Source organism: Arthrobacter sp. S41 (genome assembly GCF_004320535.1).
Classification (GTDB): domain Bacteria; phylum Actinomycetota; class Actinomycetes; order Actinomycetales; family Micrococcaceae; genus Glutamicibacter.
Map to the genome: position 1 here is coordinate 233,452 of NZ_SIHY01000003.1, position 13,674 is coordinate 247,125.

Genomic DNA, 13,674 nt, shown 5'->3' on the forward strand with positions numbered 1-13,674 from the left:
GTGAAACGCGAAAACCCAATCGACAAGGAGTCGTAAGCCATCATGGCAGATCATAAATTTGGATTCCGCACCCGCGCATTGCACGCCGGTGGCACCCCCGACGCCGAGCACGGCGCCCGAGCAGTACCCATTTACCAAAGCACTTCATTTGTCTTTAAAGACACCGACGATGCAGCGAACCTTTTTGCGCTGCAGAAGTACGGCACTACCTACTCACGTATTGGCAACCCAACCGTCGCGGCCTTTGAAGAACGCATGGCCTCCTTGGAAGGTGGCATCGGCGCAGTAGCTACCGGTTCTGGCATGGCTGCCGAATTTGTCACCTTCGCAGCTCTCGCCCAAGCTGGCGACCACATTGTCGCTTCCTCCAAGCTCTACGGTGGCACCATCACCCAGCTGGATGTTTCCTTGCGTCGATTTGGCATTAACACCACCTTCATTGATTCCAATGATCCAGCCGACTTTGACGCCGCGATCCAGGAGAACACCAAGGCCGTATATACCGAGGTGATAGCCAACCCATCCGGTGACATTGCCGATGTGAAGGGCTTGGCCGAAGTGGCACACCGCCACCAAATCCCACTGGTAGTTGATTCCACGCTTACTCCCCCATACATCCTGCGTCCCCTTGAGCACGGTGCCGATATTGTCATCCATTCGGCAACCAAGTTCATTGGCGGCCACGGCACCACCCTGGGTGGCGTTGTTATTGAGTCCGGAAAGTTCGACTGGGGCAACGGCAAGTTCCCTGCCATGACCGAACCGGTGGCCAGCTACGGCAATGTTTCCTGGTGGGCCAACTTCGGTGAATACGGGTTCCTGACCAAACTGCGCAGCGAGCAGCTGCGCGACTTCGGCCCGGCACTGCCGGCCCAGTCAGCTTTCCAGCTTTTGCAGGGCCTAGAAACTTTGCCACAGCGCATGGACAACCACTTGGCCAACGCCAAGCAGGTTGCTGCTTGGCTCGAAGCAGATCCCCGCGTTACCTACGTGAACTACGCCGGTCTGGAATCCCACCCGCAGTTTGCTCACGCCAAGGAACTGTTGCCCATGGGAGTGGGTTCAGTGTTCAGCTTCGGCGTGAAAGGCGGACGCAAAGCCGGCACCAAGTTCATCGAGGCCTTGCAGCTGGCAAGCCACCTTGCCAATATCGGCGATGCCCGCACCTTGGTGCTGCACCCTGCCTCCACCACGCACCAGCAGTTGAGCCCAGAGCAATTGAATGCGGCCGGCGTTCCTGAAGATCTGATCCGTTTATCGGTGGGCCTAGAAGATGTTGAAGACATCCTCTGGGATCTGGATCAGGCATTAACCGCTTCGCAAGAAGCAGTCGCTTCTTCCGCCGATGATTTTGCAGAACCGACCTATGATGGTGCGGCTTGCACCATTAACGCAGCACCGAAGGGAGCTAACTAATGAGCACCACCGAACGCACCTGGGAAGGTCCGGGAGCTGCGCAGCGCCTGACCATCCTGCGCGATACCAAGACCGTTGCCATTGTTGGCGCATCCAATAAGCCTTCACGGGCCAGCTACTTCGTGGCGACCTATTTACTTTCTTCGTCTAAGTACAAGGTGTACTTCATCAACCCGGTACTCGATGAGATCCTGGGCCAGCCGGTCTACAAGTCGCTGGCAGATCTGCCAGAGACTCCAGATCTGGTGGAGGTCTTCCGCAAGCACGATGACATGCCGTCAGTTTTAGATGAGGCATTGGCCGTTGGCGCAAAGACCCTGTGGCTCCAGTTAGGTTCATGGCATGAAGACGTGGCCCGCCGGGCCGAAGCGGCCGGCATGAACGTAGTAATGGATCGCTGCGTGAAGATTGAGCACGCGCGTTTCCATGGCGGACTGCGCTTGGCCGGCTTTAATACCGGTGTAATTTCTTCGAAGCGTCAGGTTCTCGCGTAAACAGTCCTGATCAGCTAACGCCGCTGGCGGGCAACCTTTTGGTTGCCCGCCAGCGGCGTTAGCTGTCTATTGCGGTTCAGCATACCCAGATTTTTCTGGTCCTAGGTTCTAGAACTCACGAGGTAAACGTGCCCACCAAGACCCGTGCAGATCAAAGTTTTAAGACCGATTTTTTCGGGCAACTGGCTCCCCACTCGGCAAAATGCCAACTATAACCACCTTCAGATGTCCGAATGGTTAATTTTCCCTCACAGTTCACTTGACGTTCCCACTCATTCGGGCATAAAGTCATGGAAACACAGATTCATGTGGTGCATGTCATGAAGAATTGCGGAGGCAATAAATGTTCGCCGAAGAACGACACCGGCTGATCGTCGAGCAGCTTGAGAAGGACGGAAAAGTCTCCGTCGCTCAGCTCGCCGAACGCTTTGATATCACCCGGGAAACGGTGCGCCGCGACCTGGCCCAACTGGAATCAGAGAACTTCTTACGCCGTGTCCACGGCGGAGCAGTGACCATCACTGAAGCCAGCACTCGCGAAGAAAGCCACCTAGTGCGCACCGCAATTCACGCAGACGCCAAATCTCGGATTGCGCAGCGCGCCTTGAGCCTGCTGCCAGTCTCGGATGCCTCGGTCATCATTGATGCCGGAACGACCACCGAATTCCTCGCCGAACGCATGCTGCGCACCAACGCAAGCGCCGGACTGGTGGTCATCACCCACGCTTTGCCCATCGCCTCGGTACTGGTCCAGAGCCCAAGTGTCATCCTGGAACTGATCGGTGGCCGCGTACGTGGACTCACCGGTGCCACCTCCGGAGCACAGACCGTCGAAGAATACTCCCGTCACCGCGCAGACATCGCCTTTGTTGGCACCAACGGTCTGCACGCCAGCTTCGGGCTGAGCACCCCAGATCCACTGGAAGCAGCCGTCAAGCGTGCCTTGGTAGCCAGTGCCCGCCGCGTGGTTCTCTTGGCCGACAGCTCCAAGTTTGATCAGGAAACCCTGGTCTGCTTTGCCGGCCTGGATTCCATCGACACTCTGGTCACTGACCAGCAGCCCGGCGATGAACTCGCCGCCACCTTGGACGCTGCTGACGTAGAAGTGGTGATCGCATGATTGTGACCCTGACCGTCAACCCGGCACTGGATAAGACCATTGAACTTGGTGAGCCACTGTCCCACGGGTCCGTGCAGCGCGCCAAGGCAAGCCACGTGCAAGCCGCTGGTAAAGGTGTTAACGTTTCGCGCGCCATTGCCGCAGCCGGTGTTCAGACCCTGGCCGTGTTGCCCGGGGCGAGCACCGATCCATTGATCACCGCACTGGCTCTTGATCAGCTGGCGCACCGTAGCTTGTCTATCGACGAACCACTGCGCACCAATATCACCCTGACCGATCCTGATGGCACCACCACCAAGATCAACGAGCCGGGCCCGACACTGGACGCCGCACAACTTGAGGCACTCAGCCAGTTGGTGGCCGACGCCGCAGCCGGTGCACAGTGGCTGGTCTTGGCCGGTTCGCTGCCGCCGGGAGTCCCCGCCGACTTCTACGCACAGCTCACCGCACAGCTTCGCGCCTCACTGGGTGAAAAGTGCCCGAAGATCGCAGTGGATACCTCCGGTGCTCCGCTGATCGAACTTTTTGCGCACTCTGAGCAGCACATCCCGGATCTAATCAAGCCCAACGCTGAAGAGCTGGCTGAATTAGTGGGCGACTGCGATGAAGAAGCGCTGGAAGGCTCCACGCAACTAGCTACCGAGTGCGCCACCAAACTACTGGAGAAGGGGATCGGCGCAGTTTTGGCCACCCTAGGCTCCAAGGGTGCACTGCTGGTGACCAAGCAGGGAGTATGGTACGGATCGCATACCCCGATCACCCCACGCAGTACCGTCGGAGCCGGCGATTCCTCGCTGGCCGGCTACCTATTGGCAGATGTTGCCGGGGCCAGCGCCCCGGATCGACTGAAAAACGCAGTGGCCTACGGGGCTGCTGCCACACAGTTGCCCGGGTCCAGCATCCCCACCCAAGCAGATCTCACCGTTGACGCGGTCAGTGTCAACGAACTTTTTTCAACCCAAGGAACCGAGTCATGAGTGAACTAATCACAGAAGAGCTCGTGTTGCTCGATGCCGACCTCGGCAGTAGCACCACGGAAGTCATCGATCAGCTGGCGTTGCTGGTTGCCAACCAGGGCCGCGCCACCGACGCAGCCTCGCTGGCTGCCGACGGTAAGGCTCGCGAAGCCAAAACCGCTACCGGTGTTCCCGGCGGCATCGCTATTCCGCACTGCCGCTCCGCCGCGGTGACCGAGCCAACCTTGGCCATGGCCCGGCTGAACCCGAAGGTCAACTTCGGTGCCAAGGACGGCGAAGCTGACCTGGTGTTCTTCATTGCTGCCCCAGATGGCGCCGACCAGGCGCACCTGAAGTTGCTGTCCAAGCTCGCTCGCGCACTGGTGAAGAAGTCCTTCACCGCCTCCTTGCGTGAAGCAACCAGCCCAGCTGAAATTGTGGAACTGGTTCGCGCTGTGACCTCAGATGCCCCAGCTCCAGCTGCTGCTGCGCCGGCTGCACCAGCGGCTGCCGTAGCTAGTGATGCACCAAAGAAGAAGTCCATCGTTGCTGTGACCGCTTGTCCTACCGGTATTGCGCACACCTACATGGCCGCCGATTCCTTGGCACAGACCGCCGAGGAAATGGGCGTGGACTTCGCCGTAGAAACCCAGGGTTCCTCGGGTTCCACCCCACTAGATCCAGCCGTCATTGCCGCCGCTGACGCGGTAATTTTTGCGGTGGACGTTGACGTGCGTGACCGTTCACGCTTCGCTGGCAAGCCAGTGATCCAGGTTCCAGTCAAGCGCGGTATTGATGAGCCAGAAAAGCTGATCAACGACGCCATTGCTGCTTCCGAGGATCCATCGGCCCGCCGTGTTCCTGCCGGTGCTGCCACCAGCACCGAAGAGAACAAGGACAATGAGTCCTTCGGCGCTGGCCTGAAGCGTGCGCTGCTGACCGGTGTCTCCTACATGATTCCTTTTGTCGCCGGTGGCGGTTTGCTGATCGCCTTGGGCTTCCTGTTCGGCGGTTACGACATCACCGGCGTTGCAGACAAGTACCTGACCGAGAACACCCTGTTCAACCTGCCTGATGCTGGCTTCATGTCCTACATCGGTGCAGTGGCGTTCAAGATCGGTAGCCTCTCCATGGGCTTCCTGGTCCCCGCGCTAGCCGGCTACATTGCGTACGCCTACGCTGACCGTCCGGGTATCGCCCCAGGCTTCACCGCAGGTGCGGTGGCAGGCTTCATGGGCGCAGGCTTCATCGGCGGTATCGTCGGTGGTTTGATCGCAGGTCTGGCCTGCCGCTGGATCGGCTCCTGGAACGTGCCACGCTGGATGCGCGGTTTGATGCCGGTAGTGATCACCCCACTGTTGGGTTCGATTATTGCCTCGGGTCTGATGTTCCTGTTCCTTGGTGGCCCTATCGCTAAGCTGACCGAAGCTTTGAATAGCTGGCTCTCGGGCATGTCCGGTACCGCTGCAGCAGTGCTTGGTCTGATTCTTGGTCTGATGATGGCCGTAGATCTTGGCGGGCCAGTGAACAAGGTGGCCTACTCCTTCGCAGTAGCCGGTCTGGGCACCGCTTCACTGGCAGATAACCCTGCACCAATGATGATCATGGCCGCCGTTATGGCTGCCGGCATGGTTCCACCTCTGGCCCTGGCTTTGGCCACGACCGTCCAGCCGAAGCTGTTCAGCGAAGGCGAACGTGAAAACGGTAAGGCCGCCTGGTTGCTAGGTGCAGCCTTCATCTCTGAAGGTGCCATTCCTTTTGCTGCCACCGACCCACTGCGCGTGATCCCAGCCTCCATGGTTGGTGCTGGTGTAACCGGTTCGCTGATCATGACCTTCAACGTCATCAGCCAGGCACCACACGGTGGTATCTTCGTCTTCTTCGCTATGAATAACACCTGGCCACTATTCCTGTTGGCTACCTTGATCGGTGCGGTAATCTCAGCAGTACTGGTTATAGTTTTGAAGAAGTACGTACGCAAGGCTCCAGTTGGAGCCGCTGAGCCGGCAAAGGTCGCAGCATGAGCAAGAAATACACTGGAGTAGGCGTCAGCGCCGGACGCGTCATTGGACGCGTACGTCGCATGCCTGAACCAATCCTCGCACCGGCCGACGGTGCACCACTGCCTCAGGGTGTCAGCGCTGAAGAAGAAACTCAGCGCCTGGCTGATGCCTCCAAGGCGGTTGCAACCGGGCTCAAGGAGCGCGCAACACTGGCTACCGGGGACGCTCAGGCCGTGCTGAAGGCCACCGCGTTGATGGCTAGCGACCGCTCGCTGATCAAGTCGGCGACCAAGCTGGTTGCTGGTGGAACGTGCGCCGAGTCGGCCATCTGGGAAGCTGCCGACGCGGTAGCCACCCAGCTGACCGCGCTGGGCGGCTACATGGCCGAACGTGCTGGCGACGTGTTGGACGTTCGCGCCCGCATTGTTGCCGAACTGCGCGGAGTGCCTGCCCCAGGCATCCCGGACTCGAATGAACCATTTATCCTTGCTGCCGTGGATTTGGCACCTGCTGACACCGCGACCCTGGATCCAGCTAAGGTGCTGGCTTTGGTCACCTCCGATGGGGGACCGCAGTCACACACCGCGATTATCGCCCGCTCGCTGGGCCTGCCGGCCATTGTTGCCGCACCGGAAACCATTGAGCTGGCCGACGGTGACTACGTCTTTGTCGACGGCATCGATGGACAGGTCATCACCGATCCGACGGAAGCCGAAGAGCACCTGGCCTCCACCTACGCTAACCGCGAGGTCCTGCCAGATTTCTCCGGCACCGGAGAACTCGCCGATGGTTACCGTGTTCCGTTGCTCTCCAACGTGGGTAGCGGCGGCGACGCACAGCTAGCTGCGAGCGCAGGTGCCGAAGGTGTTGGCCTGTTGCGCACCGAGTTCTGCTTCTTGGGCAAGGAAAAAGAGCCTACCCATGAAGAGCAGGTTTCTGCCTATGGTGCAGTCTTTGCTGCCTTTCCACACAAGAAGGTAGTGGTTCGCACCCTGGATGCAGGAGCGGATAAGCCATTGCCATTCTTGACCGATTCCAGTGAGCCAAACCCGGCACTGGGTGTGCGCGGCTACCGCACCGACTTGACCAGCCCAGGTGTGCTCGAGCGTCAGCTGAAGGCTATTGCCCAAGCTGCCAGCGAGCATGAGGCTGATGTTTGGGTGATGGCTCCGATGATCTCCACTCCAGCTGAAGCGCAAGACTTCGCCACCATGGCGAAGGCCACTGGCTTGGCCATCGCCGGCACCATGATTGAGGTCCCCTCAGCTGCAGTGCTGGCGGGCCAGATCCTGCAGCGTTGTGACTTTGTTTCCATTGGCACCAATGACCTGACTCAGTACACCATGGCTGCAGACCGTCAGCTAGGCACCCTTGCGGATCTGAACGATCCTTGGCAGCCAGCAGTGCTGCATATGGTTGCTGCAACTACCGCAGGTGCACACAGCGCCGGTGACAAGTCAGTGGGCGTGTGTGGTGAAGCTGCTGCGGATCCTGCCTTGGCGGTAGTACTGGTTGGTTTGGGTGTCACCACCCTGTCCATGAACAAGCGCGCTTTGGCTCCAGTTTCGGCCGTATTGCGTACCGTGGACTTTGCCAAGGCGCAGCGCCTGGCCAAGTTGGCTCTGGATGCACCGTCTGCCGAGTTGGCTCGTAGCGCAGTACGCGCCGAGCTGAGCGAACTGGACCGCTTCGGCCTGTAGGCCACTAGAATTTATCCTAAACAACCTTTCAACTGATCCTGAAGGAGCCATCATGGCAGAACGTACCGCAATCATCGGCAGCCGCGTCGGCCTGCACGCACGCCCAGCAGCTATTTTTGCTGAAGCTGCAGCAGAACTTCCAGTAGAGGTCACCATCGCTCTGGAAGGCGAACCAGCAGATGAGGCAATGGACGCTTCAAGCATCCTTTCGCTGATGGGCCTTGGTGCCGAGCACGGAACCAGCGTTGTGCTGCGTGCCGAAGGCGAAGGCGCAGAAGCTGCTCTTGATCAGCTGGTCACCATCTTGGAGACCGACCACGACGCTGAGTAATTTCAGCTGAATAGATCCGGGGAACAGGCCATGGCCTGTTCCCCGTTTTTATGCCCAAAATACCGATTGACAAAATTCAATCACTTAGCGGATGATGAGACTTACGCACTAACGCAGGAGTACCAATGAGCGCGCTCAAAACCTCCGCACTGCGCCTCATCAAGCCCTTCGCCATCCGCGACTATGCCTTGCTGGCCAGCGCCCTTGTTTTATCTACCTTTGCCGCTGGCATGTGGACCGTGGCCATGGTCTATCAGGTGCGCCGCTTAGACGGCGGGCCGGTGGAACTGTCCATGGTCGCCACTGTCAACGCCGTAGGTCTGCTGTGCTTTGTCCTCTTTGGCGGCATCATGGCGGACCGGCATTCCTGCCGGCGCATTGTTGTGCTGGTGGAGAGCTTTTCCTTCGTATTGATGACCCTCACCGCGGTGCTCGCCATCAGCGGTGCGTTGGAATTGTGGCACCTGATGCTGGCGGGCTTTTTTGTGGGTGCCGGTTCAGCATTTTTCTACCCGGCCTACTCCGCGTTGTTGCCCAAGATGTTGCCAGCAGACCAGCTCCTGGCTGCCAACGGCCTCGAAGGAACCATCCGCCCCGTGGTGCATACCGCTCTGGGCCCAATGACCGCCGGTTTCATGGTGGCCGCTTTGTCGCCAGCTCACGCCATCATCGGTGTCGCGCTGGTGCATTTGCTCGCTTTGATGATGCTGCGCAGGATTCCGAAAAAGGACGCCTACAACGCGATAGCACTGGAAGCAGGCCAGGCGAAGCCTGGGATCATCCGCCAACTGCGTGAGGGCGTTGGCTATACGGTACGCACCCGCTGGCTGCTATGGACCTTGCTGTTTTCGGTGATCTCCGTATTCACCTTTATCGGCCCCTTCGAAGTGCTGTTGCCGTTTATCGTCAGTGATCACCTGCATGGCGATGCAAAACTCTTTAGTTTTGCGCTCGCCTTCTTCGGCGTCGGCTCCGCGGTAGGTTCACTACTGATTGCCTCGGCAAAATTCCCGCGTCGCTACTTGAGCCTCATGACTGCTTGCTGGTGCCTTGGTACTTTGCCTTTAGCTCTGGTGGGCTATGTTGAACAAGCTTGGATGCTCTGTGCCATCCTGCTGGCATTCGGCATCACCGATGCCGTGGGCATGGTCATTTGGGGAACATTGCTACAACGCAGGGTGCCCAGTCACTTGTTGGGACGAATCTCCAGTCTGGACTTTTTCGTTTCACTTGCCTTGATGCCGCTATCCATGGCGGTCGCGGGGCCGCTGACCCACGTTCTGAGCCTGCAGTCGATCTTCATCATTGCCGGCCTTGCGTCACCAGTATTTGGCGCCATCGCGTGGTGGGCCGGAAAATTTGCTCGCGACGAAGTGGAGCATCCACTGATTGATGAGCCAGCGTCGGTGGCCGAAGGTGAGCTCCGGTAGTTTCCGTATTTCACCCTGGGCACGGCCGTACGGCCGTGCCCAACGTTTGCTAAAAAGCAGCGAAATTTTCGACTCATTCACTGTGGCGTTCTGCACCAAACCAGTGCTCAGCTACAAAACTAGAAGGATGCGCCGACGATTTTTTGTCTTGCCTCTGCGGTATCTCACGCTACTGGCTTTGGTGTGCTCAGTTTCTGCCTGCACTTCTCCGCCCGATGCCCCGGCACCACCGCAGGCTTCAGAGCAATACCAACGTCAGCCAGTCGATTGCGCGGTGGATAAATGCGTGGCACTAACTTTTGATGATGGTCCGGGACGGTCCACCAATAGCCTGCTTGATGAATTGGATAAATCTGATACTCCAGCCACGTTTTTCTTGATCGGTAGGCAAGTTCAGAAGTATCCAAAGACAGTACAACGTATGGCCAACGCGGGGCATCAGCTGGGCAACCACACATGGGACCATTCAGATCTCACCACGCTGAGCGATAAACAAATCAAGCAAAAAGTTGCTTGGACCAGCACAGCTATCGAGAAGATAACCGGAGACAAACCGTCAGTCTTCAGACCACCGATGGGACGCCACAATCCTGCCATTGACAAGTTGATCCCGCTGCCGCTGGTGCTGTGGGATATCAATACTCGTGACGGTCGACATCATGATCCACAACAGACAATGAGCATCGCCATGGATAATGTCCAGCCCGGATCAATCATCCTCATGCATGACGTGCACGCCACTACCGTGAAAGCCGTTCCAGAATTGATCTCAAGGCTAAAGGCTCAGGGCTATACCCCGGTTACCGTAGATCAGTTGTTGGACGGCAAACTGCAAAACTCTGTTGCCTATTCCTTTGCACCTCATGCTGGGGTGCAACGCTAACAGCTCTACTTAAAGCCAAAGGCCTACGGAGCTTGCTCGGCGTAGAGGCGCAATTGATCCAACTTGTCCCCCTCGCTTTCGCGAACGTTCGTGGCAAGTTCTTCACATTGTTCAACGCTTAGATCAGGATTAATGATTGCCACCTGCAACACCACTTCGGTGTACCCTGCGTCGTCCTTCAAGTCGTACCGATAGGACAGTCCATCTGGGTTTTCTGAAGTATGCAGAATCAGCAATCGGTTTTCGATGAGTTCATGGACGTGATAAACCCGTTCATGGCCGGCGACCCGATAGACCAGGCTGGTGCCAACCTTTAGTTCTGGATCATCGGAATGCATGGAACCAATTCCATGGATCCACAAGGGAGCAGCTGCCCAATCGGTCAGCAATTCCCAGACTCGGTGCACCGGAAGATGAATGAGAACGGTGCTCTCAAAAACACTGAACTGGCTCATACACGCATCGTTGCACTCTCGGCGCTCTTTGGGAATAGCAATCAGGGCTTTGGATATGACAAAGCCGGCATCATGCAGATTCTGCGTGATGCCGGCGTACGTAATTACTGGTGTTTACCAGTCTTCGTCAACGTCTGCCTCGGAAATACCCAACTCCGGTTCCTGCTCAAGGTCGAAGTGATACCAGGCTTCGGTAAAGTCAGACATCGCATCCAGCGCGTCCTGCGCATCATCGTCCAAAACCTCAAGGGCTTCGGGGCTGTTGAGCACTGCGCTCACCGCCGTGAACGGATGATGTTCAAAGTAGTCTGTTGGGTTGGAGCTTTCGTTAAACGTCAGATTCTCACTGCGTGCGAATAGGTCCACGTACTGAGCCACTGCCTCGGGCAGACGGCTCAGATTGATGCCGGTCAAGGACTCATTGTAGATTTCAGCAGTTGCATCAGCCCACTGCTCAATGAGCTCTTCGCTCATCATCGCCATCTGTTTATCCACCTCGTGGTCGGGGGTTTGCTTCACGTAGTTCGGTAGCAATTCATCTTATTTCTTCAAGGCGAGCATGCCAAGACAGAAAGCACAGATGGATTGTGATATTTGCAATTGAGCAAAGCGCCGCGGCGAAAGCAATGAATCCGAGCACCAAATGCAATCCGATGAAATACAACCCTCCCAAGATTCGGGCGGGACAGGGCGAAGCCCTCAAATTTAACTGAGGTGCTCACCAGCCACCGCGCGAGCCATCAAGGTCTTACTGCATCCCAATCAAAGTCAGGTTGTTCGGTGCGCTGCGGCTTTTCTGGCTCTGATGCTGGGGCCACTGTGGGGGCAACGTTGCCAAGTAGCGCCGCACTAACCTGGCCGAGCAATTGCAAAGCTGCCGTATCGCCGGGATCTATTGGACCACGATATCGATACGCGTCAGGGTTTCAACGGCGCATGAGGCTATCAATCAGAGGATCATTCAGGTCTCTATGTTCCGCTATTGCAAGTTCTTGCTGGCAAACTTCATCTAATTACTGTGCCACTTAAGGCATCCAGCGGGTACCGCATAAACGGTACCCGCTGGAATTATCTGTGTGCTTTGAGCTTCGCTGCGGAACCAGTTCGACTCGGCCCGACCATAGTACTGTCTTGCTTAGTACGCCTTGACACCTTGTTCTACGATCAGGTGGATCAGCGCAAAGGTCTTGTCCTCGTCGATAGCCTTCACAGCCGCTTCCACTGCTGCTGGGACTTCAGAGTCCTGCTCAACCCGGACTCCGAAACCGCCAAAAGACTGCGCCATCAAAGCGAAATCAGGATTTTTCAGCTGCGTGCCCGAAACACGGTCCGGGTACTGGTGTTCCTGGTGGGTACGGATGGTTCCGTACTGCTGGTTGTCCATGATGATCACCAACGGAGTTGCCCCGTACTGCGTGGCGGTGGCCAGCTCTTGTCCGTTCATGAGGAACTCACCGTCACCGGCAACCGTAACTACGCGGCGCCCCGGGTAGTTCAGCGATGCTGCCACAGCCGATGGAATCGAGTAACCCATGGAACCGTTTCGAGCTGAGAGCATCGAGGCATACCCATTGGTCGGGAAGTAACGGTGCGCCCAGTTGGTGTGCTCACCGGCACCAAAGGTGACCATGGCATCCGAAGGAAGTCCGGAGACTAGGTTGGACATCAGCGTCGCCATTTTTGCTGGTCCATCAGCTGGGACAGCCGATGGCAGTTCAGCAAACTTTTCCTGCTCACTTCGCATCCGCGCAGTCCACTCTTTCCATGAATCTTTGACCGGCAGATCCATCAGCAACAAGTCGCGGACAAATACATCAGGCTTAGCCACGATCTGATGCGAAACGGGGCCGGAGCGCCCACGTAGCGATGGGTCGATGGTGACGAGGAAGTTTTTCTTTTCCCAATTTTGGCGGATGTTAAACCCGTCGGTGATCACGTCCCCCGGAACGGTGCCCACGAAGATCAAAAGATCGGTTTCTTCTAGTAGGTTGTAGGTCGGCTTAGGACGTCCGTAACCAATGGGCCCGACATAGGAAGGTGAGTTGAATGGTACGGTACCTTCACAACGCCATTCGGCTGCAGCGGGCAGGTCATGCTCTTCTAGCCATCGAGTGAAATCGGCAGCGCCCTTCGCCGACCAATCGTTGCCACCAAAAATAAACAGTGGCTTGTCTGCTTCTTGCAGTGCGGTATTCAGCGCTTTCCAGTCCGTCACTGTCATGCCGCCAGTGGCCACAGGGATTACTGGGTGTAGCTCAGCCGAAATTTCATTGCGGATCACGTCTTCTGGAAGGCCAACAACCACGGGGCCTGGACGTCCAGACATGGCCGCAAACATCGCTTCTGCGACCACTTCGCTGGCGCGTTCTGCGTGATCCAAAATCATTACACGCTTGGCACCGGTGCCAAACCAGGCTTTCGGATCAAATTCTTGGAAGGCTTCCTTTTCGCGGTGTTCAAAAGGAATCAGCCCGACAAAGAGAACCAGTGGGGTGGAATCCTGCCAAGCGGTGTGCAAACCAACGTGCGCGTTAGCCGCACCGGGCCCGCGGGTCACCATAGCGATGCCGGGGCGCTGATGCATTTTTCCTTCGGCTTCCGCCATGTACGTGGCTCCGCCTTCGTGGCGACATACGACAGTCTCAATGGGTGAGTTGTGCAGGCCATCAAGGACGTCCAAGTAGCTTTCGCCCGGGACTACGTAGGCTCGTTCAACGCCGTGCGCGGCAAGTGTATCGACAATGACATGTCCGGCTGACTTCTTTGTCAGACCTTGAGCATTTTCACTCATCTTTAGGCGTCTTTCTGGTTGCGAGAAATCTTCTGACGCAACGAAAAAGATGGCGTTAAAGCCGGTGAAGCAACGTTGCGTCGTCGAGAAACAGT

12 protein-coding genes are annotated in these 13,674 nt (G+C 57.3%); 9 read left to right on the forward strand and 3 right to left on the reverse strand.

The features are described 5' to 3' along the window. Positions 1–42 precede the first annotated feature (42 nt). The 9 genes from EYR88_RS15090 to EYR88_RS16095 all read left to right on the forward strand — a co-directional run bounded on the left by EYR88_RS15090 (position 43) and on the right by EYR88_RS16095 (position 10,333). The gene (locus tag EYR88_RS15090; protein ID WP_131090585.1) at positions 43–1,416 is read left to right on the forward strand and encodes an O-acetylhomoserine aminocarboxypropyltransferase/cysteine synthase family protein; all 1,374 of its coding nucleotides are present in this window, start codon (positions 43–45) and stop codon (positions 1,414–1,416) included. Continuing rightward, the gene (locus EYR88_RS15095) at positions 1,416–1,910 is read left to right on the forward strand and encodes a CoA-binding protein (RefSeq protein ID WP_131090586.1); all 495 of its coding nucleotides are present in this window, start codon (positions 1,416–1,418) and stop codon (positions 1,908–1,910) included. The genes EYR88_RS15090 and EYR88_RS15095 overlap by 1 nt, the downstream gene beginning before the upstream one ends. A 343-nt stretch (positions 1,911–2,253) precedes the next feature. Beyond that, complete coding sequence (locus EYR88_RS15100) at positions 2,254–3,030, forward strand: DeoR/GlpR family DNA-binding transcription regulator (protein ID WP_131090587.1); 777 nt, start codon at positions 2,254–2,256, stop codon at positions 3,028–3,030. Further along, on the forward strand, positions 3,027–4,007 hold the full coding sequence (locus EYR88_RS15105; RefSeq protein WP_131090588.1) for a 1-phosphofructokinase family hexose kinase: 981 nt from the start codon (positions 3,027–3,029) through the stop codon (positions 4,005–4,007). The genes EYR88_RS15100 and EYR88_RS15105 overlap by 4 nt, the downstream gene beginning before the upstream one ends. Continuing rightward, on the forward strand, positions 4,004–6,010 hold the full coding sequence (locus tag EYR88_RS15110) for a fructose-specific PTS transporter subunit EIIC (RefSeq protein WP_131090589.1): 2,007 nt from the start codon (positions 4,004–4,006) through the stop codon (positions 6,008–6,010). The genes EYR88_RS15105 and EYR88_RS15110 overlap by 4 nt, the downstream gene beginning before the upstream one ends. After that, positions 6,007–7,689, forward strand: coding sequence for a phosphoenolpyruvate--protein phosphotransferase (gene ptsP, locus EYR88_RS15115; RefSeq protein ID WP_131090590.1), 1,683 nt, complete (start codon positions 6,007–6,009; stop codon positions 7,687–7,689). Before EYR88_RS15110 ends, ptsP begins: the two co-directional genes overlap by 4 nt. Positions 7,690–7,741: 52 nt before the next feature. Continuing rightward, positions 7,742–8,020 (forward strand): HPr family phosphocarrier protein, encoded by a 279-nt coding sequence (locus EYR88_RS15120; protein WP_131090591.1) that lies wholly within the window; start codon positions 7,742–7,744, stop codon positions 8,018–8,020. A gap of 125 nt (positions 8,021–8,145) precedes the next feature. Next, entirely contained in the window at positions 8,146–9,450 is a 1,305-nt protein-coding gene (locus EYR88_RS15125; protein WP_131090592.1) for an MFS transporter, read from the forward strand. Between the two features lie 286 nt (positions 9,451–9,736). Next, positions 9,737–10,333, forward strand: coding sequence for a polysaccharide deacetylase family protein (locus tag EYR88_RS16095; RefSeq protein WP_165477395.1), 597 nt, complete (start codon positions 9,737–9,739; stop codon positions 10,331–10,333). A 23-nt stretch (positions 10,334–10,356) separates the two neighbouring features. Here EYR88_RS16095 and EYR88_RS15135 read toward each other — a convergent pair whose 3' ends face one another. From EYR88_RS15135 to EYR88_RS15145, 3 genes are all read right to left on the reverse strand, one after another. Continuing rightward, positions 10,357–10,788 (reverse strand): SRPBCC family protein, encoded by a 432-nt coding sequence (locus EYR88_RS15135; RefSeq protein WP_131090594.1) that lies wholly within the window; start codon positions 10,786–10,788, stop codon positions 10,357–10,359. A 114-nt stretch (positions 10,789–10,902) separates the two neighbouring features. Beyond that, positions 10,903–11,307, reverse strand: a complete 405-nt coding sequence (locus tag EYR88_RS15140) for a hypothetical protein (protein ID WP_131090595.1) — start codon at positions 11,305–11,307, stop codon at positions 10,903–10,905. 616 nt (positions 11,308–11,923) lie between these two features. Then, positions 11,924–13,579 (reverse strand): thiamine pyrophosphate-dependent enzyme, encoded by a 1,656-nt coding sequence (locus EYR88_RS15145; protein ID WP_131090596.1) that lies wholly within the window; start codon positions 13,577–13,579, stop codon positions 11,924–11,926. Positions 13,580–13,674 lie beyond the last annotated feature (95 nt).

Coding starts and splice junctions, on each gene's coding strand:
- EYR88_RS15090 (WP_131090585.1), top strand. CDS start 43: ATGGCAGATCATAAATTTGGATTCCGCACCCGCGCATTGCACGCCGGT.
- EYR88_RS15095 (WP_131090586.1), top strand. CDS start 1,416: ATGAGCACCACCGAACGCACCTGGGAAGGTCCGGGAGCTGCGCAGCGC.
- EYR88_RS15100 (WP_131090587.1), top strand. CDS start 2,254: ATGTTCGCCGAAGAACGACACCGGCTGATCGTCGAGCAGCTTGAGAAG.
- EYR88_RS15105 (WP_131090588.1), top strand. CDS start 3,027: ATGATTGTGACCCTGACCGTCAACCCGGCACTGGATAAGACCATTGAA.
- EYR88_RS15110 (WP_131090589.1), top strand. CDS start 4,004: ATGAGTGAACTAATCACAGAAGAGCTCGTGTTGCTCGATGCCGACCTC.
- ptsP (WP_131090590.1), top strand. CDS start 6,007: ATGAGCAAGAAATACACTGGAGTAGGCGTCAGCGCCGGACGCGTCATT.
- EYR88_RS15120 (WP_131090591.1), top strand. CDS start 7,742: ATGGCAGAACGTACCGCAATCATCGGCAGCCGCGTCGGCCTGCACGCA.
- EYR88_RS15125 (WP_131090592.1), top strand. CDS start 8,146: ATGAGCGCGCTCAAAACCTCCGCACTGCGCCTCATCAAGCCCTTCGCC.
- EYR88_RS15135 (WP_131090594.1), bottom strand. CDS start 10,788: ATGAGCCAGTTCAGTGTTTTTGAGAGCACCGTTCTCATTCATCTTCCG.
- EYR88_RS15145 (WP_131090596.1), bottom strand. CDS start 13,579: ATGAGTGAAAATGCTCAAGGTCTGACAAAGAAGTCAGCCGGACATGTC.